This is a genomic window from Flectobacillus major DSM 103 (genome assembly GCF_000427405.1).
Classification (GTDB): Bacteria; Bacteroidota; Bacteroidia; order Cytophagales; family Spirosomataceae; genus Flectobacillus; species Flectobacillus major.
Window position 1 is genome coordinate 51,118 of the sequence record NZ_KE386492.1, and the last position, 20,831, is coordinate 71,948.

20 protein-coding genes are annotated in these 20,831 nt (G+C 38.7%); 19 read left to right on the forward strand and 1 reads right to left on the reverse strand.

Annotated elements, in window-relative coordinates; genetic code table 11:
* The first annotated feature begins 46 nt into the window (after positions 1 to 46).
* The 19 genes from FLEMA_RS0166075 (at position 47) to msrB (ending at position 20,113) form a co-directional block, all read left to right on the forward strand.
* The gene (locus FLEMA_RS0166075; protein ID WP_026998092.1) at positions 47 to 1,678 is read left to right on the forward strand and encodes a ribulokinase; all 1,632 of its coding nucleotides are present in this window, start codon (positions 47 to 49) and stop codon (positions 1,676 to 1,678) included.
* 181 nt (positions 1,679 to 1,859) lie between these two features.
* Positions 1,860 to 3,365, forward strand: coding sequence for an L-arabinose isomerase (gene araA / locus FLEMA_RS0166080; RefSeq protein ID WP_026998093.1), 1,506 nt, complete (start codon positions 1,860 to 1,862; stop codon positions 3,363 to 3,365).
* Positions 3,366 to 3,451: 86 nt separating this feature from the next.
* Positions 3,452 to 4,990 carry an alpha-N-arabinofuranosidase gene (locus FLEMA_RS0166085; RefSeq protein WP_026998094.1) on the forward strand — a complete coding sequence of 513 codons (1,539 nt, stop codon included), beginning with the start codon at positions 3,452 to 3,454 and terminating at the stop codon, positions 4,988 to 4,990.
* Between the two features lie 73 nt (positions 4,991 to 5,063).
* Entirely contained in the window at positions 5,064 to 5,765 is a 702-nt protein-coding gene (locus FLEMA_RS0166090; protein WP_026998095.1) for an L-ribulose-5-phosphate 4-epimerase, read from the forward strand.
* Positions 5,766 to 5,896: 131 nt separating this feature from the next.
* A complete protein-coding gene (locus tag FLEMA_RS0166095) occupies positions 5,897 to 7,552 on the forward strand; it encodes a sodium/sugar symporter (RefSeq protein WP_026998096.1) in 1,656 nt (551 codons plus the stop codon).
* Between the two features lie 156 nt (positions 7,553 to 7,708).
* Entirely contained in the window at positions 7,709 to 8,647 is a 939-nt protein-coding gene (locus FLEMA_RS0166100; protein ID WP_044175592.1) for a glycoside hydrolase family 43 protein, read from the forward strand.
* A 31-nt stretch (positions 8,648 to 8,678) separates the two neighbouring features.
* On the forward strand, positions 8,679 to 9,335 hold the full coding sequence (locus FLEMA_RS75715) for an HAD family hydrolase (protein ID WP_044175594.1): 657 nt from the start codon (positions 8,679 to 8,681) through the stop codon (positions 9,333 to 9,335).
* Positions 9,336 to 9,337: 2 nt separating this feature from the next.
* Complete coding sequence (gene fsa, locus FLEMA_RS0166110) at positions 9,338 to 9,994, forward strand: fructose-6-phosphate aldolase (RefSeq protein WP_026998098.1); 657 nt, start codon at positions 9,338 to 9,340, stop codon at positions 9,992 to 9,994.
* Between the two features lie 131 nt (positions 9,995 to 10,125).
* Positions 10,126 to 11,286, forward strand: coding sequence for an aldose epimerase family protein (locus tag FLEMA_RS0166115; protein ID WP_026998099.1), 1,161 nt, complete (start codon positions 10,126 to 10,128; stop codon positions 11,284 to 11,286).
* Positions 11,287 to 11,518: 232 nt separating this feature from the next.
* Positions 11,519 to 11,836, forward strand: coding sequence for a hypothetical protein (locus FLEMA_RS0166120; RefSeq protein WP_026998100.1), 318 nt, complete (start codon positions 11,519 to 11,521; stop codon positions 11,834 to 11,836).
* Positions 11,837 to 11,931: 95 nt separating this feature from the next.
* Entirely contained in the window at positions 11,932 to 14,253 is a 2,322-nt protein-coding gene (locus FLEMA_RS0166125) for an efflux RND transporter permease subunit (RefSeq protein ID WP_026998101.1), read from the forward strand.
* A 147-nt stretch (positions 14,254 to 14,400) separates the two neighbouring features.
* Entirely contained in the window at positions 14,401 to 14,784 is a 384-nt protein-coding gene (locus tag FLEMA_RS0166130; protein ID WP_026998102.1) for a hypothetical protein, read from the forward strand.
* A 276-nt stretch (positions 14,785 to 15,060) separates the two neighbouring features.
* Positions 15,061 to 16,173: a cytochrome-c peroxidase gene (locus tag FLEMA_RS0166135; RefSeq protein ID WP_026998103.1), complete on the forward strand. Its 1,113-nt coding sequence runs from the start codon at positions 15,061 to 15,063 to the stop codon at positions 16,171 to 16,173.
* A 16-nt stretch (positions 16,174 to 16,189) separates the two neighbouring features.
* Entirely contained in the window at positions 16,190 to 16,999 is an 810-nt protein-coding gene (locus tag FLEMA_RS0166140; RefSeq protein ID WP_026998104.1) for an MbnP family protein, read from the forward strand.
* A 5-nt stretch (positions 17,000 to 17,004) separates the two neighbouring features.
* Positions 17,005 to 17,202, forward strand: coding sequence for a hypothetical protein (locus FLEMA_RS0166145; protein WP_026998105.1), 198 nt, complete (start codon positions 17,005 to 17,007; stop codon positions 17,200 to 17,202).
* Between the two features lie 13 nt (positions 17,203 to 17,215).
* Positions 17,216 to 18,232 carry a cytochrome-c peroxidase gene (locus FLEMA_RS0166150; protein WP_026998106.1) on the forward strand — a complete coding sequence of 339 codons (1,017 nt, stop codon included), beginning with the start codon at positions 17,216 to 17,218 and terminating at the stop codon, positions 18,230 to 18,232.
* Between the two features lie 61 nt (positions 18,233 to 18,293).
* Positions 18,294 to 19,202, forward strand: coding sequence for a transporter family protein (locus FLEMA_RS0166155; RefSeq protein ID WP_026998107.1), 909 nt, complete (start codon positions 18,294 to 18,296; stop codon positions 19,200 to 19,202).
* Positions 19,203 to 19,229: 27 nt separating this feature from the next.
* Positions 19,230 to 19,469 (forward strand): YHS domain-containing protein, encoded by a 240-nt coding sequence (locus tag FLEMA_RS75720; RefSeq protein ID WP_044175598.1) that lies wholly within the window; start codon positions 19,230 to 19,232, stop codon positions 19,467 to 19,469.
* 149 nt (positions 19,470 to 19,618) lie between these two features.
* Positions 19,619 to 20,113 (forward strand): peptide-methionine (R)-S-oxide reductase MsrB, encoded by a 495-nt coding sequence (gene msrB, locus FLEMA_RS0166165; RefSeq protein ID WP_026998108.1) that lies wholly within the window; start codon positions 19,619 to 19,621, stop codon positions 20,111 to 20,113.
* 104 nt (positions 20,114 to 20,217) lie between these two features.
* Here msrB and FLEMA_RS0166170 read toward each other — a convergent pair whose 3' ends face one another.
* Complete coding sequence (locus tag FLEMA_RS0166170; protein WP_026998109.1) at positions 20,218 to 20,811, reverse strand: TetR/AcrR family transcriptional regulator; 594 nt, start codon at positions 20,809 to 20,811, stop codon at positions 20,218 to 20,220.
* Between the last annotated feature and the right edge of the window lie 20 nt (positions 20,812 to 20,831).

Here is a 20,831-nt window from a genome sequence, read left to right on the forward strand (position 1 = left end):
CTAAAAACAATCAAGATTTTGACCATTGCCTTTAATATATCAAACCATGGAAAATAAGTATGTAATCGGTGTAGATTACGGAACTGATTCAGTAAGAGCATTAGTTGTAAACACTCAAACAGGAGAAACGCTTGGCACAGCCGTTCATTATTATGCCCGTTGGAAAGAAGGTCTTTTTTGTGACCCTTCCATTTCTCAGTTTAGGCAACACCCCCTCGACTACCTAGAAGGACTCGAAAACTCAATCAAAGGAGCATTAGTTGGATTGAGCAACGAAGTAAAACAAAATGTAGTGGGGATTTCGGTAGATACCACTGGCTCAACGCCTGTTGCTGTCGATGAAAACGGTACTCCGCTAGCTCTTTTGCCAGAGTTTGCAGAAAATCCGAACGGCATGTTTATTCTTTGGAAAGACCATACTGCCAACGCCGAAGCCGAAGAAATCAATACATTGGCTCATCATTGGGATACCGATTTTACCAAATATGTAGGTGGGATTTATTCGTCTGAATGGTTTTGGGCAAAAATTCTTCGTACTCTTCGTGTAGATGAGCAAGTAAGAGAAAAGGCGTTTTCTTGGGTTGAACATTGCGACTGGGTATCGGCAGTGTTGACGGGCAATACCAATCCATTGGCACTTCACAGAAGTCGCTGTGCGGCAGGTCATAAAGCCCTTTGGCACGACGAATTTGAAGGTCTTCCTTCAGAAGAGTTTTTACAAAAACTTGACCCACTTTTATCAGGGCTTCGCAATCGCCTTTTCAAAGATACCTACACTGCCGACCATGCAATGGGTACTATTTCGGCTGAATGGGCCGAAAAACTGGGTATTTCTACCAATACTATAATTGGGGTCGGAGCATTTGACTGCCACATGGGAGCCGTTGGAGCAGATATTCAGCCTTATTCGTTGTGTAAAGTAATTGGTACTTCTACTTGCGATATGCTTGTAGCACCCAACGAAGAAATCGGACATTTATTAATTCGTGGTATTTGTGGACAAGTAGACGGTTCTATTGTGCCGGGTATGCTGGGTATGGAAGCTGGACAATCAGCTTTTGGTGATATTTACGCATGGTTTCAGAAGGTGATAGTATCGCCTGTAAGAGCTTTATTAGGCCATGAAGCTGCCGAAAAATTGAGTAATGAATTGATTCCTTATTTGTCAGAACAGGCTTCTTTGCTGCCTATAAAAGAAAGCGATATTGTAGCGATTGACTGGCTCAATGGCCGTCGTACTCCCGATGCTAAGCATACTTTAAAAGGGGGTATAGTGGGGCTTAATTTGGGTAGCGATGCTATCAAAATTTTCAAAGCTTTGGTAGAAGCTACTGCTTTTGGAGCAAGAGCTATTTCTGACCGTTTCCAACAAGAAGGTGTACCTATCAAAGAGGTAATTGCTATTGGTGGGGTAGCCAAAAAATCGCCATTTGTTATGCAAACCCTTGCCGATGTGCTGAATATGCCTATCAAAGTAGCTAGTTCAGACCAAGCTTGTGCATTGGGTGCGGCCATTTGTGCAGCGGTAGCAGCGGGTATTTATCCAGATTTTGCTTCGGCACAAAAAGTAATGGCTTCGGGTTTTGATGCTACTTATACACCACGTCCCGAGGTAGTTCCAGTATACGAAATATTGTATCAAAAATATATTCGTTTAGGTAATTTTATCGAAAACTAGCATCGACTTAGCATATAGTATTTTTTAAGAATAAAAAATTGATTATTAGGTAGTTGTCGTATTTAAACTTTCATTTTTGTACGACTACCTCCTTAATTAGCATAACCCAATATTGTAGCCGAAATAATTTTGGTAGCAAAAGTAAATAACTAATAGATAATTCTATCAAAAACACTTTACAATGAGTAATCTAAAAACATTTGGCGGTGCTCCGCTTGAAGTATGGTTTGTAACAGGAAGTCAACATTTGTATGGTGAAGAAACGCTTCGCCAAGTAGACGAACATTCAAAGATTATTGCAGAGTTTTTGCATAACTCCCCGACTATTCCTGTCAATGTGGTATTCAAACCTGTAGTAAAAACACCAGACGAAATCTTTAATATTTGTCAGGAAGCTAACATAACCCCAAACTGTATCGGTATTGTAGCTTGGATGCACACGTTTTCGCCAGCAAAAATGTGGATTAGAGGTCTAAACTGCTTGAAAAAGCCATTATTGCATCTGCACACACAATTTAACCGTGATATTCCTTGGGGAAGTATCGATATGGACTTCATGAACCTCAATCAGTCGGCACATGGCGACCGTGAGTTTGGTTTTATTATGTCTCGTATGCGTCTGAACCGCAAAGTAGTAGTAGGCTTTTGGCAACAAGAAGATGTATTACAAAAAATCAGTGTTTGGGCTCGTGTAGCTGCTGCTAAAAACGAAATGCAAACAATGAAAGTAGTTCGTTTTGGTGACAATATGCGTCAGGTAGCCGTAACTGAAGGCGACAAAGTAGCAGCTGAAATGACTTTTGGATTCTCGGTAAATACTCATGGTGTTGGCGATTTGGTAAAAGTTATTAATCAATTTTCAGAAGCCGAAATCAATGCCTTAGTAAAAGAATATGAAGATACATACACATTGATGGACTCATTGAAAGCCAACGGTGCTATGCGTTCTTCATTGATTGAGGCAGCTCGTATCGAACTAGGCTTGAAAGCCTTTTTAGAAGATGGTGGCTATTCGGCTTATACCAATACTTTTGAAGACTTACACGGTATGCGTCAGCTGCCAGGCATTGCTTCACAAAGAATGATGGCCGCTGGCTATGGTTATGGTGGCGAAGGCGACTGGAAAACCTCGGCGATGGTACGTGTCATGAAAGTCATGGCAAGTGGCTTGAAAGGTGGTAACTCGTTTATGGAAGATTATACCTATCATTTCGACCCAAGTAATCCTTTGGTATTAGGAGCTCACATGTTAGAGATTTGCCCTTCTATAGCAGCCAATACTCCTTCATGCGAAGTACACCCATTAGGAATTGGTGGCAAAGAAGACCCTGTTCGTTTGGTATTTAATGGTGCGGCTGGCTCGGCCTTGAACGTATCATTGATAGATATGGGCAACCGCTTCAGAATTTTGGTAAACGAAGTAGAAGCTGTCGATGTAGTTGAAGATTTACCAAAACTACCTGTAGCCCGTGTATTATGGAAGCCACAACCTGATATGCAAACAGGCTGTGCTGCTTGGATTTTGGCAGGTGGTGCTCACCATACAGTATATAGCCAAAACCTAACAACCGAATATATCGAAGATTTTGCGGAATTGTTTGGTGTTGAATTAGTCGTAATTGACAAAAATACGCAGTTGCGTCAATTGAAAAGTGAACTTCGCTGGAACGAAATTTACTATAAATAACAAACCCTCTTGGTGGCTGTGAGTTTTGAGCAAAACTTACAGCCATGACTATTTAACAAGCGTAAAATATATCCCAAAAAGCAGTCATGAAAAAAATCATAACCTTAGTTGCTCTTGCTTGCTTGTCGTTGCAGGGTATTGCCCAAAACGAAGTAACAATCAATGCAGACCAAGCCAAACATCAAATCAATAAGCATATTTACGGCCACTTTGCCGAACACCTTGGTGCGTGTATCTATGGAGGCTTGTATGTGGGCGAAAGTAATACCAAAATCCCTCATGTAAATGGCGTACGCAAAGATGTTATTGAAGCTCTCAAAAAAATGAAAATCCCCAACCTTCGCTGGCCAGGAGGATGTTTTGCTGATACTTATCACTGGAAAGACGGTATCGGGCCAAAAGCTCAGCGTCCGTCTATCGTAAATGCGTGGTGGGGTGGTGTTACCGAAGACAATAGCTTTGGAACACACGATTTTTTGAATATGTGCAAAGAACTCGGTACAGAACCTTACTTGGCAGGAAACGTAGGTAGTGGTACTGTAAAAGAATTGGCCGACTGGGTTCAGTATGTCAACCACAATGGCGTAAGTCCGATGGCTAATTTGCGTAAAGAAAATGGAGCCGAAAAAGCTTGGGGCGTAAAATACTGGGGCGTAGGTAACGAAGCCTGGGGATGCGGTGGCAATATGCGTGCCGAATACTACGCCAATATTTATCGCCAGTATGCTACCTTTATGACCAACTGGGACAACGATAGCAAACTTTTCCGTATTGCATCTGGGGCAAACTCAAATGATTTTAATTGGACAGAGGTATTGATGAGAGATATTCCACACAATATGTTGGAAGGAATTGCACTACATCATTATTCGGTAATAGACTGGGGCAAAAAAGGGCCAGCAGCTACGTTTACAGAAGAGCAATATTTCAAAACTATGCAACAGGCGTTGTTTATGGATGAGTTAATCCAAAAACACACTGATATTATGGACAAATATGACCCTAAGAAAAAAGTAGCATTGGTCGTCGACGAATGGGGTGGCTGGTATGAAGTAGAACCTAATACCAACCCAGGATTCTTGTATCAGCAAAACACTATGCGTGATGCGATTCTTGCTGGAGCAACCCTTAATATTTTCCACAAACATGCTGAAAGAGTTCGTATGGCCAACCTGGCTCAGGTTGTCAACGTTTTGCAAGCTGTAGTACTAACCAATGGTGAAAAAATGATTTTGACACCAACCTATCATGTGCTTGAAATGTACAATGTACATCAAGATGCCACCAACTTGCCTATCGAAATCAAAACGAATAGCTATACGTATGGTACCGAAAAATTACCTGCGGTATCGGTTTCGGCATCGAAAGATAAAGCAGGAGTAGTACACATTTCTTTGACCAATGTCGACATCAATAAAGCTCAAGAAGTGAGTATCAACCTAAAAGGAATTGCTGGAAAATCGGTAACAGGCCGTGTATTGACTTCTGCCAAAGTACAAGACCACAATACTTTTGACCAACCAGAAAAAGTAAAACCTACTGTTTTCTCAGGGGCTACTCTAACTGGCAGTACGCTCAAAGTAAAACTTCCTGCTACATCGGTAGTAGTATTAGAATTAAAATAAAAAAGATAGGTTACTGGTAATAGCCTTATTGCTAGTAGCCTATTTCTCCCAAAATATTCAAATACAAATAATCATGAATTATCAATCACTTAAAGAGGAATGTTTTGAAGCTAATATGCAACTTCCCAAACTTGGATTGGTACTATTTACCTTTGGTAATGTAAGTGCCGTTGACCGTTCGGCAGGTGTTTTTGCGATTAAGCCAAGTGGTGTTCCTTACGAATTTTTGAAGCCCCAAGATATTGTCATCATGGACTATGATGCCAAAGTTGTAGAAGGTGCAATGCGTCCTTCTTCCGACACCAAAACGCATGCCTTGCTTTACAAAACTTGGGACGACATAGGTGGCATTACCCATACACATAGTACCTATGCCGTAGCGTGGGCTCAGGCAGGCTTAGATATTCCTATTTTTGGAACAACTCATGCCGACCACACCCATCAAGATATTCCTTGTGCGGCTGTATTGACCGATGAAATGATTCAGGGTGATTATGAATATGAAACGGGAAACCAGATTTTTGATTGCTTTGCAGCCAAAGGCTTATCGCACAAAGAAATGGAAATGGTTTTGTTACAAAATCATGGCCCATTTACGTGGGGAAAAAATGCCGAAAAATCGGTTTATAACGCTGCCGTTTTAGAAGAAGTAGCTCGGATGGCGTATCTGACCCTGCAAATTAACCCCGCAACACCACGTATCAAAGATACTTTGCGTATGAAGCATTACGAAAGAAAGCATGGCAAAAATGCTTATTACGGACAAGGATGCTAACCCATAAACCTGTGTAGCTGAGTACTCAAACACTATAATCAATACACTCAGCTATACATTAAAATCAACTATCACTAAATCCTCCCTTTAGGGCTATTGTTTCGAGCGTATTGCTTAAATCTCTATTAACTATGAAATTAGGACTCGAATCCCTCGATTATATCATATTCTTTGTCTATTTTGTCATTGTGGCCTCTTATGGCTTTTGGGTGTACAAAAACAAAGGCAAACAAACAGCCGACTCAAAAGATTTCTTTTTGGCAGAAGGTTCGCTTACTTGGTGGGCTATTGGTTCATCTATTATTGCTTCTAATATTTCGGCCGAGCAGTTCATTGGTATGAGTGGGCAAGCTTTTCAATTAGGTATTGCTATTTCGGTATATGAACTTGTAGGTGCATTTTCGCTGATTTTGATTGCAGTTTTTTTCTTACCAATGTATATCCGCAACAATATTTATACGATGCCTCAGTTTTTGGCACGTCGTTACGACAACCGTATTAGTACCATTATGGCGGTATTCTGGTTGTTCTTGTATATTTTGGTGAACCTTACCTCTATTATTTACTTGGGGGCATTGAGCCTCGAAACAATGACAGGCTTTAGCTTCATGGCTTGTGCTACATTTCTAACAGTATTTGCTATTTTTATTACGCTTGGTGGTATGAAAGTAATTGGATATACCGATGTAATTCAGGTAGTTTGTTTGGTAGTAGGTGGCTTGGCAACAACTTATCTGGCTCTTGATTTATTGTCAGATAAAGTGGGTACAGGAGCAGGTATTTTTGAAGGACTTTCTTTGGTAAAAGACAAAGCCGATAGTCATTTACACATGATTTTTGCCAAAGGACAATACCAAGTCCATGACGGGCAAGGTGGTATGATAGATGCCTACAATCAATTGCCAGGTTTGTTGATGTTTATTGTGGGTGGACAGTGGATTGTAAACCTCAATTACTTTGGATGCAACCAATATATCACACAAAGAGCTTTGGGAGCCGACTTAAAAACAGCTCGTTCGGGTTTGTTATTTGCCTCGTTCCTCAAAATGCTCATGCCTATTATTGTGGTATTACCGGGTTTGGCAGCTTATGTACTTTTCCAAGAAAATGCCGATTTAGCTATCGTTGAAGGTATCAAAGAAGGGGGTATTGTAAAACCTGACAACGCCTATCCTGTATTGTTAAATATTTTGCCTACGGGCTTGAAAGGAATGGCTTTTGCTGCTTTAACAGCTGCTATTGTAGCTTCATTGGCTGGAAAAGCCAATAGTATTTCGACCATCTATGTATTAGATATTCATAAGAAATTCTTTGCTCCAGACCTCAGCGAAAAACGAATGGTATGGTTAGGTCGAGTTTCTATTGTAGTATCATTTGTTATTGCTTTGGCGATTAGCCCATTGTTAAAAAATTTGGGACAAGGCTTTCAGTATATTCAAGAATACACAGGCTTTATTTCTCCGGGTATCTTAGCGATTTTCTTATTAGGGTTTTTCTGGAAAAAAGCTACAGCTAATGGTGCTTTGGCTGCAACAGTACTAAGTATTCCATTGTCGGCATTACTCAAAGTACAAATACCAGATATGCCTTTCTTGAATAGAATGGGTACAGTATTCTGGATTTGTGCAGTAGTTGTTGTATTGATTAGTCTTATTGAAGGCAAAGGAAAAGATAGTGAAAAAGCATTTACTGTTGATAGTTCATGGTTTAAAACCAATTCTTCTTTCCGAGTTGGTGCAATATTGGTAACTTTAGTAGTATTGGCTATTTATACCATTTTCTGGTAAAATACACTCATTAAAAGCTGATAATCAACACTATTTAATATTTTTCTAAAAAATTGAGCCTATGTCCTATTAGAGTATACATTAATTTGTACTCTAATAGGAATATTTCAAAGGCTTACCAATAGTATTTCTTACGATAGTAAAACGTTTTTGAATATGTTTTTGAAAAAAAGAATTGGATTACTCCTCTGTTTACAACTTTTATCTATTGGACTACTAGCTCAGAAAAAGGTCTATATGTTTTCCTATTTTAAAGGTAATGGCGAAGATGGCCTACATCTAGCCTACAGTAATGATGGGCTATCGTGGAAAGCCCTCAAAGGAGATAGTTCTTTCTTGACTCCTACGGTTAGCAAAGATAAGCTCATGCGTGACCCTTGTATTTTGAAGGGGCCAGATGGCTATTTTTACATGGTATGGACAGTTTCTTGGAACGACCGTGGTATTGGGTATGCTCGCTCAAAAGACCTTATCCATTGGTCAGAACAGCAGTTTATTCCAGTAATGGCCAACGAGCCCACGGCTCTCAACTGCTGGGCTCCCGAAATTAATTATAATAACCAAACCAAAGAGTATTTTATTTATTGGGCCACTACCATTCCCGACCGATTTAAAAACGATGGGCAAAAAGGTGACGGTAAATACAATCATAGAATGTACTCGGTAACAACAAAGGATTTTAAATCATTTAGTAGCACCAAGCTTTTCTATGACCCTGGCTTTAATGTAATTGATGCTACAATTATTAAAGCTGGTAAAAAATATGTAATGTTTTTGAAAGACGAAACCAAAGAACCCGTTCAGAAAAACTTAAAAGTAGCTCTTAGCCAGCAGTTATCCACGGGGTTCTCTCCTGCTTCTGAGCCAATTTTAGGCTTAAACTGGATAGAAGGCCCCACTGCTACCAAGGTAGGAAACAACTGGGTGGTATATTTTGACCAATATACTCGCCACAAAATGGGTGCTGTAAGTTCGCCTGATTTAAAAAATTGGACGGATATTTCTGACCAAATAACTTTTCCCAATGGAACAAGACATGGTACAGTTTTTACTATTACTCAAAAGGAGTTTCAAAAGTTAAAGCAATTTGACTAAGCTAAATCCCCAATTATCAAAATCCATAAATATGCAAAAAGCATTGATATTTGACATGGACGGAACTATGGTGGACAACATGATGGTTCATCACCGTGCTTGGCAAAAAAAGCTGGCCGAAATCGGATTAGTACTGTCATTGGAGGAAGTAATAGCTACCTGTCATGGCAAAAACGATGAAATTCTACAACGTATTTTTGGTGACAAATATACCTTTGAAGAACGTGACCGTATTTCGTCTGAAAAAGAAGCGATTTACCGAGAAGTTTTTTTGCCAGAACTCAAATTGATTGATGGACTACCAGAGTTGCTTGAAGAAGCATACAAAGCGGGTATTCCGATGGGCATTGGTACAGCAGCTCGTTCCGAAAATGTAGATTATGTATTGGATAACCTCCAAATACGTCATTATTTTCAGGCCATCGTTTGCGACAAAGATGTAGAGCTTGGCAAACCTAATCCCGCTGTGTTTTTTAAAGTAGCCGATTTACTCCATACCAATTATACTGATTGCTTGGTGTTTGAAGATTCACCAACAGGAGCAAAAACAGCACTAAATGCGGGCATGAAAGCCGTGATTATTACCACAACACATACCCAAGAAGAATTTGACCAGTACCCAAATATTATATTATGTACCCCAAATTATGTTTCCTTTAATCTGTTTTCAACCTTAGAACAACGCTAATTATGAAATTTTTTATCGACACCGCCAACCTACAAGAAATCCAAGAGGCTCAAGACCTTGGGGTACTAGATGGCGTAACTACCAACCCTTCGCTGATGGCAAAAGAAGGCATCAGTGGCAAAGAAAATGTACTTAATCATTACAAAGCTATCTGCCAAATTGTAGAAGGCGATGTAAGTGCCGAGGTTATTGCTACCGATTACGAGGGTATGATTGCAGAGGGTGAACTTTTGGCTGCCCTCGACCCAAAAATTGTAGTGAAAATACCGATGATAAAAGACGGTATCAAAGCAATTAAATACTTTTCTGAAAAAGGTATCAAAACCAACTGTACGCTTATCTTCTCGGCAGGTCAGGCCCTTTTGGCTGCCAAAGCTGGAGCTTCGTATGTATCGCCATTTGTAGGTCGTTTAGATGATATTTCGTTTGATGGCACTGTGCTGATCGAACAAATCAGAACGATTTATGATAATTATGGCTTTGAAACCGAAATTCTAGCAGCTTCTATTCGTCATCCTATTCATATTATTAAGTGTGCCGAAATTGGAGCAGACGTAATGACAGGGCCGTTGAGTGCCATGTTGGCTCTTTTAAAACACCCTCTTACCGACATCGGTTTGGAGAAATTTATGAAAGATATGGCTGGTAAATGGAACTAAGCACTTTATCTTGTGATTGGTAAATAAGCCTTGTTGTTTATCAATCACAAGATAATTTTGTATAGAACCTAATGTTGCTAACAATAGTGCGTTTTAAATTTGTTACCTAAAATACGTTTACTCAACTAACTATGAAAAAAAACATTCTCTTAGTCGCAGGTTTATTAGCTGGTGCTATGCTAACTGCTTGCGAATCTAAAAAAGCCGAAAACACTCAAACTAACGACACATTGAAAATCGAACAATCTGTATTTGGTAAGGTATCTGATAGTACTAATGCCACTTTGTATACGCTTAAAAATCAGGCAGGAACAGAAGTGAAAATTTCCGACTTTGGTGGTACAATTGTATCGTGGACTGCTGCCGACAAAAACGGAAAATTTGAAGATATTACATTGGGTTGCGATTCGTTGGCGGGCTACCAAAAAGGTGTTCCTTATTTTGGTGCATTGATTGGCCGCTTCGGAAACCGTATTGCCAATGGTCAGTTCCAACTCGACGGTACTACTTATACGTTGGCCAAAAACAATGGCCCCAATGCTTTACATGGTGGCTTGAAGGGTTTTGACAAAGTATTGTGGACAGCCACTCCAATAGATGGTGATGAGCCAGCCCTAAAATTAACTTATACTGCCAAAGATGGCGAAGAAGGGTATCCAGGCAATCTTTCGGTAGAGGTAATTTATACTTTGACAAAAGATAATTCTCTCAAAATTGATTATAAAGCTACTACCGACAAAGCAACAGTAATCAACTTGACCAACCATGCTTATTTTAACCTAAAAGGAGGCTTTAATAGCGATATTCTCGACCACGAGGTTACTTTGAATGCCGACAAGTTTTTGCCTGTTAGCAAAACGCTTATTCCTACAGGAGAGCTCAAGGCAGTTGCTGGCACACCTTTTGATTTTACAAAATCTACTAAAATTGGTTCTAGAATCAACGACACCAGCGACGAGCAAATTAAATTCGGGGGTGGTTATGACCACTGTTGGGTTTTGGCCGATTCTAGCAAAAACCTTAAATTGGCAGCAAGTGTACTTGAACCTACTAGTGGCCGATTTTTAGAAGTATTCACAACCGAGCCTGCTATTCAGTTTTATACTGGAAACTTCTTGGACGGTACTATTGTCGGAAAAGGTGGAGCGGTTTACAAACATCGTTATGGGCTGTGTTTAGAAACTCAGCATTATCCAAACTCTCCTAACCAAGCGAGCTTCCCAAGTACAGTACTAAAACCTGGCGAAACGTATCAGACTACTACCGTTTATAAATTCTCGGTAAAAAAATAAAACCAACATTCTTTCTCAAAAAAGTCAGGCCTACCAAGTCTGACTTTTTTTATAGTACTTCGTAGAAAAAGCTTTCTTCAATAATATAACTATTTGTATTTAATTTTACACAAAAACAGTAAGTCTATTGGATTTATCGTATTTTTTTGGGCAACTCCATCATTCTACACTAATTTTGTAGCTACTGATGACTATCCCTAAAAATAACATATTGGCCTTCATTTGCATATTCATGACGTATGCTGTGGTATTTTTTACCATTGAGGGACGAGTATTACTCCAGCATGAAGCCGAAAGTGGGTTAATTAGTCATTTGAGCCTTGAACAAGCCGATGCGTATTTTGATGAAATCAATGGAGATTTGAAGGGAACTCTGCCCATTGTATCACAATATTATATTGATAGTTTGCCTTTAGGCTTTTTTTTTATTGTCTATTTATTTATTGAAAAATATACAACTCTACAAATTCGTTGTGCTTGCAACCACCGCTTCGCATACTCTCTCCAAAAAACATTATTTAAACATTATATAGCCATTAATGCCCCATGAGTCGATATAGGGCTTTTATACCAAAGCTATTACTCACTCGACAAATTGTCCAAATTATTCATCCAATCATCAAAGTCATTTAAAATTTATAAATAATGTGGAATAAAATTGCGAATATAATCATCCGAAATAGATTATTTTGGATTGGATTTATTTTAGTTTCAACCATTTTTATGGGTTATCAAGCCAGTAAAATCCAGCTTTCGTATGAATTTGCCAGAATTTTGCCTGCCAACGACCCAACCGAAAAAGAATACCAAAATTTTAGAAAGCTTTTTGGCGAAGACGGTAGCCTCATGGTAATCGGATGGCAGTCGCCTGATATTTATAAGCTTCAAAATTTCAACGATTGGTACGACCTAACCCAGCAAATTAAAAAACATGAAGGTATCAAAAACGTTATTTCTTTAGCCAATCTGATAGACCTAAAAGTTAATGAATCTACCAAACGTTTTGACGTAAAGCCTGTATTGACCCAAAAACCTCAATCACAAACTGAATTAGATTCTGTTCGAGAAAAAATCAGTAACCTCAAGTTTTACGAAGGAACTATTCTCAACTCGAACACCAATACAACATTGATGGCCATCACCTTCAATGAAAAAACCTTAAATTCCAAGAAAAGAATTGCAATTGTAGGTGAAATCAAAGCCTTAGCTCATGAGTTTGAGCTAAAGCACCAAACTACATTGCATTTCTCGGGTATGCCATTTATCAGAACGGCAACAATGCAAAAAGTATCACGAGAAATGGAATTATTTATGGGATTGGCCGTAGTAGTTACAGCCATTATCTTATGGTTTTTCTTCCGTTCTGTTCGTTTTACTGTTGTTTCTATCTTGGTAGTACTTATTGGAGTAGTATTCTCGGTAGGCACATTGGTAATGTTTGGTTATAAAATCACTATGTTAACGGGGCTTATTCCTCCATTACTCATCGTAATTGGTGTACCCAACTGTATCTTCTTGATTAATAGATACCAAGGCGAATTATTGGCACATGGCGATAAGCAATTGGCCATTCAAAATATGGTATCGGGTATTGGCCTTTCTACCTTTTTGGCCAACCTCACAACAGCCATTGGTTTTGGTGTATTTTATTTTACTAACAGTAGCCTTTTAGTAGAATTTGGTGTAGTAGCCGCCCTCAATGTAATGGTAACTTATGTGTTATGCCTTTTGTTGATTCCTATTTGTGTGTATTATATGGGTATGCCAAAAGTAAAGCACCTCAAGCACTTAGAAGGCCAATGGGCCAAAAATTTCTTGGGTTTAATCAACAAATTAGTACATAACAACCGCAAAGCGATATACCTAACCTCGTTGATTGTAGTATTGATATCGGCTTATGGTATTACCAAAATCAATGTGATTGGTTATGTTGTTGACGATTTGCCCAAAAAAGACCCTATCTACACCGATTTGCGTTTCTTTGAAGCCAATTTTAATGGTGTACTTCCTTTTGAAATTATGGTAGATACCAAGCACCCCAATGGAGTGTTTGATAATCAAGCCGAGGCTTTATACAAAATTAAATCGTTGCAAAACAAGCTAAAACAATACAAAGAATTCTCAAAACCTTTGTCGATCGTAGAGGCTACTCGCTTTTTGTATCAGTCCTACAAAGGTGGCGAAGCTCGCTATTATATCATGCCAAGTGTTTTTGAATTGTCAAAACTTTCGGAATACTTACAATCTGATTCTACTTCGGCATCTAAGCAAATCAAGCCATTCTTGAATGCCGATAAAAGTATTACTCGTATCAGTTTTCAAATGGCCGATGTGGGTTCTGTTCGTATCAAAGAGTTGATGAAAGAAATACAGCCACAGGTCGATGCTATTTTTCCTCCAAGCGAGTACAAAGTGAGTTTAACAGGTCATAGTTTGGTATTCCTCAAAAGTAATGACTATCTGTTAGGCAACCTTTACGAAAGTTTGTTGATTGCCATAGTATTGATAGCCTTGGTAGGAATGATTCTGTTTAGGTCTATTCCAATCATCATTTTATCAAAACTACCGTGTTTAATTCCATTGGCTTTAACGGCTGGTATTATGGGCTTTTTTGATATTCACTTCAAGCCTTCAACCATCCTTATTTTTAGTATTACCTTTGGTATTGCATCGGACGGAACGGTTTATTTCCTAACACGTTATCGTCAGGAATTAGAAGAAAAAGGGCATACCGTTCGTGAAGCTATTACCAACACTATTTTTGGTACAGGGCTAAGTATGATTTACACGGCTGTTATCTTATTCTGTGGATTTTCTATATTTGCAGCATCAAGCTTTGGAGGTACGGCCGCCATGGGGGTTATGGTTTCTATCACACTTTTGATTGCCATGTGTACCAACCTTATTTTGCTTCCAGCATTACTTTTGACTATCAATAGAAATAAATTAGATCAGAAAAAGGTTTAATAAGCCATTATTTATACCAAAAACTGGGTTAGCTATTTTGAAAAAAAACAAATAGTTGACCCAGTTTTTTTTAGCCCAAAAAATTGATTTTTATCAATAAAACGGAAATTTGTTCGTTTAAAAGACATTCAGACCTATCTTTGTGGCATGGTAAATAAACTCATAGCAATTCTTCTACTCATTTTACTGAATATTCCATTATTCAGCAAGTGGAGTTTTGTGGTGTATTACCAAGTCAACAAAAGTTATATTGCCAAAGAACTTTGTATTAATCGCAACAAACCACAGCTACATTGCGATGGTAAATGTTTTTTAGCGAAAAAGCTCAAAGCGGCAGAAGAAAAAGAACAAAAGGCAACTTCGGAAAAACTCGAAAAAATGCCCGAAATTACACTCTTCTGGTCCGATAATACTGTTGACTTTCTGGGCAATAGTTCTATTGAAGAACTCCCCCCACTTCACTCCTTTTCTTATATCGAGCCTCATTATAGCTCGCCATTCTTAGGTTTTTTTCAACCTCCCAAGGTATAGGTCATTTTCTCTATCATGTTGGTAAACCTGCTCTAGTTCAGAGCAAGTAATAATTGCTTTATAAAATTTGGTATAGGTTATTCCAGACAACAATACGCCTGAGTATTGGCTATTGATTATACCCATATTTTCAAACCAATATCAGGTTTGGAGCATTTATGCTTGCATCAAAACGAGACAACCTTTCATCGCCCATAACGTTCGACATGAAAAGTGACACCGTTTGATTTTCACATATTTTGAATCGTTTCACTTTTATTTTGTTCAAATACGTACATGAAACAGCTAATTTTTGCCACAATTCTATTGTTAGGACTACAAAGTTGTAAAAAGAATAATACTACAGATACCGAGCCAGCCCCTGAACCTCAGCCTCTGTTTAGTATTCCAAGCAATTTTCCAAAACCTATCTATCCGATTGATAGCAACCCTGTAACACAAGCAGGATTTGACCTTGGTAAAAATTTGTTTTACGATGGAATTTTGTCAAGAGACAGCACTATTGCATGCGGAGAGTGCCATCGGCAAACCTATGCGTTTTCGCATCACATGCACGACCTGAGTCATGGTATTGAGGGAAGAATCGGCCTACGCAATGCCCAGCCATTACAAAATTTGGCTTGGCGTGAACGCTTTCAATGGGATGGCAAAGCAGCCACACTAGATACACAGCCCATATTGCCTATCGAACATCCCGACGAAATGGATGATAAATTAGATAACGTAGTAGCAAAACTCAGCAAACATCAAGGCTACAAGAATATGTTTAAAGCAGCTTTTGGTACAGAGCAAATTAATGCCGAACGTATGTTAAAAGCTCTTTCACAATTTATGCTAAGCCTTGTTTCGGCCAATGCCAAATATGATAAATACCAACGAAAAGAAGCTGGTGTAAATCTTACAGCCGACGAACTTGAGGGTATGAGCTTATTTGAAAGCAAAGGTTGTAAAAGCTGCCACGCAGGTCAACTATTTAGTGATGAGTCATTTAGGAGTTTAGGATTATCGAGGTTTGAACGAACCAAAGTAGATTATCTTGATGGCAAGCCCGTATTGAGCATTGTCGTTGACGAGGGCAGATACAGGGTAACAGGTATAGATACAGACCGTTTTAGGTTTAAAGTACCAAGCCTACGCAACGTAGCCGCCTCGCCGCCATATATGCACGATGGCCGTTTTGCCAAACTTCAAGAAGTACTCGACTTTTATGATGCTGGTATGCAAGAAGTACCCAATCTCGACCCGATTTTTCGCAAAAATGCCCGTTTAGGAATACCGATGAGTGCCGAAGAAAAGAGGAAGATTATTGCCTTCCTGAATACACTCACAGACGAAACATTTTTAAAAGACAAACGCTTTGCAGAGCCAGATGGCTTTCCTGTAAGGTAAAAAAACAAATTTTATTATGAAATCTTTATTCAAATCGTTTTCAATTTTAGCCTGTATGCTTGCTGTAGTATTGGCTTGTAACAAAGTCGAAGTAGAGCCTATTGGTGCAAATGATAAAAACAATATTACATTAGAATTTGACAACCGTGTTGGCGGACAAAAATTGGCATTAGGCACAACTACTTACAAAAATGCTTCAGGCGAAGATTTTACAGTTACATCCCTAAATTATTTTATCAGCAATGTTGCGTTGAAAAAAGCCGATGGCACAACCGTAAAATTCCCAGACCAATATTTCTTGATTCGTCAAGCTGATAGCAAAACTACCGAACAGCTTTTGAAAGACGTTCCAGCGGCCGATTATACCGACATAACCTTTACCATTGGCGTTGACAGTATAAAAAGCATATCGCCTGTAGAGCAACGTACAGGTGTTTTAGACCCTACTTCTTATGGCGACGACAATATGTATTGGGCTTGGAACTCTGGATATATTTTCATGAAACTAGAAGGTATTTCGTCGGCTGCACCTAAAAACTCGGCAGGATTGAATAAATACCAATACCATGTTGGGGGTTTTGGAGGTAGAACAAGTGCTACTGCCAACAACCTCAGAACCGTTACTTTGTCGCTGAATGGAACAGCTACCGTGCGAAAGAGTATTTCGCCTACAGTACACCTTATTACAGATGTTGCCAAAATTTTTGACGGAGGTACTCCTCTCAAAATTGCAACGGCGGCTGTCATAATGGCTCCTGCGGCGGCAACTCCTATTGCCAATAATTACAAAAATATGTTTGTAGTTGACCACGTTCACAACGACTAAGCAATATGCTAAAGCGAAACGAATTAGCAAAGTGGCTGGAAGGTACAGGAATTGTCCTTCCACCACCACTTTCTCTGAGCGAGAAAATACAAGAATCTCTTCAGTTTTATTCTGAACAGCAGTTTATTAAAGTCCTAATTGTGCTTCATATTTTGGCAATGCCAAGCTTATTGGGCGGTTTATTTTGGGCTTTATGGTTCTGAAAACAATGATATTATGAAAAAAAAAACCATCGGATTCTGTATTATACTTAGCGTAGTTTTGGCTTGTTCAAGTACGCAAGAAATTACAGAACCAAATGTGGACTTTCAGATACCCAAGAATTTTCCACAACCCATTTATAACTTAGCTCGCAATCCTATTACCAAAGCTGGTTTTGAGCTAGGAAAAGCCTTGTTCAGCGACCCTATTTTATCCAGAAATAACTCTATTAGTTGCTCAGAATGCCACGCCCAAAGCTATGCTTTTACCCATCATGGCCACGATGTAAGTCATGGTATCGACAACCTAAAGGGTACACGCAATGCCCTAGCAATGCAAAATTTGGCTTGGCAATCTGAGTTTTTCTGGGATGGTGGTGTTGGCGATCTGGATTTTGTACCACTTGCTCCTATCGAAAACCCTGTAGAAATGGACGAGAAGGTGGGAAATGTATTAGAAAAACTTCGTAAAACACAGTATTATCCTGCTCAATTCAAAAAAGCATTTGGCACAAATGAAATTAATGCCGAACGCTTTCTAAAAGCTCTTTCTCAGTATATGCTAACCTTGGTTTCGGCCAATTCAAGATATGATAAATATGTACGAAACGAAGGCGAAATACTGACAGCCGATGAGTTGGCGGGCTTGTCGTTGTTCAAACAAAAATGTGCTTCGTGCCACAAAGGTGAGCTTTTTACCGACCAGTCGTATCGCAATAATGGCCTAACAATTCAGGGCGATATGGATACAGGGAGGTTTAGAATTACAGAACAGCCACAAGATAAATATAAGTTTAAAGTTCCTAGCTTAAGGAATATCGAGGTATCAAAACCCTATATGCACGATGGCCGATTCTATACTTTAGAAACTGTTCTTGACCATTATGCCGAAGGTGTTCAGCAAACGCCTAATTTAGACCCTCTTTTGCAAAATGGAATCCCTATGACAGCCAAGGAAAAGCTACAGATTGTTGCTTTTTTGAAAACACTTACCGACGAACAGTTTTTGAAAGACAAACGACTTTCTAATTAGAGACTTGACCACCTACCTTTATTACAGGCTTGGTGGCTATTACTTAAATTAGTATATCAATATGAAAAAAATACTATTATTCTTATTATTTATTCAGGCCAATACTAGTTTTGCTTGCGACATCTGCGGTTGTTCCAATGGAAACTCTTTTTTTGGTATTTTGCCTCAGTCTCATAGAAGTTTCCTTGGGGTTCGGTATCGTTATGCCAATTACGATTCGCACCTGAATAGCCTTTTGCTAAAAACACAAGAATCATTTCATACAACCGAGCTTTGGGGACGATTTTACCCCTTAAAAAAAGTACAAATATTAGCTTTTCTACCTTATAGCTTCAATAGTCAGACGATTAAAAATACTGGACAAACTACTAGTATAGAGGGCTTGGGCGATGCCACCATATTAGCTCACTACAATATTTTAAATACTTTTTGGGACTCTACAACACATGTTGTCAACCATAACATAATGCTTGGAATAGGTACAAAATTACCATTAGGGCATTATCGTTATGACCAAAATAGTACCGAAGAAGTAGCCAATCCCAACTTTCAATTAGGTACAGGAAGTGTCGATATTTTATTGAATGCTATTTATACTATTCGCTATGATTCTTGGGGACTTAATACCGATTTGACCTATAAAATCAATTCTCAAAATAGCAATAATTACAAATTTGGAAACAAAATCAGCTCTTCTGTTTCTTTGTTTTATACAAAAACACTTTCCAATTCAGTCACCGTAATGCCCAATGCAGGTGTATATTTTGAGAATGCCGTAATGGACAAAGACCACGGTGTTTCTAATAGTAACACAGGTGGATACCTCGCCACGGCCAATGTTGGTTTAGAAACTTTCTTCAAAAAGTTTAGTATCGGTATTACCCACCAGTCACCCTTTGCTCAGGAGTTATCTAAAAACGAGCTAAGAGCCAATGCAAGAACCAACGTACATCTAACGTTCTTATTTTAGTAAGGTTATTTAAAACAATTTCAAGCCATGAAAACAATTATCATTTTTACTATTGCTTTATTTTCGGGTTTACAAACACCCCAAAAAGATACTAAAACAAAAGAAAAGGAAACTACCTTGGTAGCAGATGCCAAAGACCCTGTCTGCAAAATGCACGTAAGCAAAGGCACAAAAACAGTAAGTACTTACAAAGGAAAACAGTATGGCTTTTGTAGTGTAGTTTGTAAAGAAATGTTCGATAAAAAACCTGAGAAATATGTAAAATAGTGTATGGCAAAATAGTAATTTGAGCCAATACAAAACTTTTAGGTAATATTATTCGTATCTATTAATATGGTTAGTAATACAGAATCAACGATTGTTGATTACACTGCTATAAAGCCATTAAACAACAACACAACCAAGTTGAAATAGAAATGAAAAAAGCCTTAATCCTCTGTGTATTAACTTTATTCTTTGCAGGAAAAAGTATGGCACAAAACCACCAACACAAATTTGCTGTTGTAAAAACAGACGACGAATGGCGTAAAATTTTAACGCCCGAACAATTCAAGGTTACACGACGCAAAAGTACTGAGCTGGCATGCTCAGGGGCATATTGGAAAAACCACGAAAAGGGTATCTACAAATGTGTATGCTGTAAATTACCGTTATTCGATTCACAAACGAAGTTTGAATCGGGTACGGGTTGGCCTTCTTTTTATCAAGCTATTCACAAAGATGCTATCTTAGAAATACCTGATGATAGCTTTGGTATGGAACGCACCGAAATACTTTGTAGTCGTTGTGGGGCTCATTTAGGGCATGTTTTTGATGATGGCCCCCGCCCAACAGGGCTTAGGTATTGCCTCAATTCTGTTGCTTTAGACTTTGAGAAAGATACCAAACCAAGCAAAGTACATAACCCTTGAGAGGCTTTTTGACAAACGTTGTTCTGGCTAAAATAGAAAAGACTGTCAAACTCTTACAATATTGTAGGCAGAGTAATACTTTATTCATCCATTGGAACGTAAAATTATTGGAGAATTTCCTCTTCAATAATTTTACTGATCCTATCCAAGGCAGTATTTAATGGCGTTGATTGGTGTAAGCTACGGCTAAGTAATATCCCGCCTTCAATCAGCATGATAAAGGTACTGGCATACATATTGGTATCTAAATTGGGTTTAAAGCTTTGATTACTCTCTCCACGCTTTAAAATTTCAACCAATCTTTTCTGCCAAATCAAAAAACTGGCTTGAACAGCAGGCATCAGAAATAATAAATTATCGTCGGCTTCTGTTGCAGCGTTCAGTAAAGGGCACCCGCCAAACATAACTGTTTTTTCGCCCATTGCTCTATAAAAATCTACCATAGCTTGTAACTGTTCATGAGGTGTTTTTTTCTCATGAATGGCCAGCTCCATTGCTTTCATTAGCTTATCGGCATTGTACTTAAAAACCTCAGTTACGACTTCATCCTTATTACTAAAGTTTCCATAAATACTTCCCTTGGTAAGTCCCGTAAGTTCGGTAATATCAGAAAGTGACGTTACGGCATATCCTTTGGTATTGAACAATGATGCCGTTTTTTCTATGATAAATTGTTTGGTTCGCTCTGCTTTTGACATATTCTTTTCTCCTATTTTTA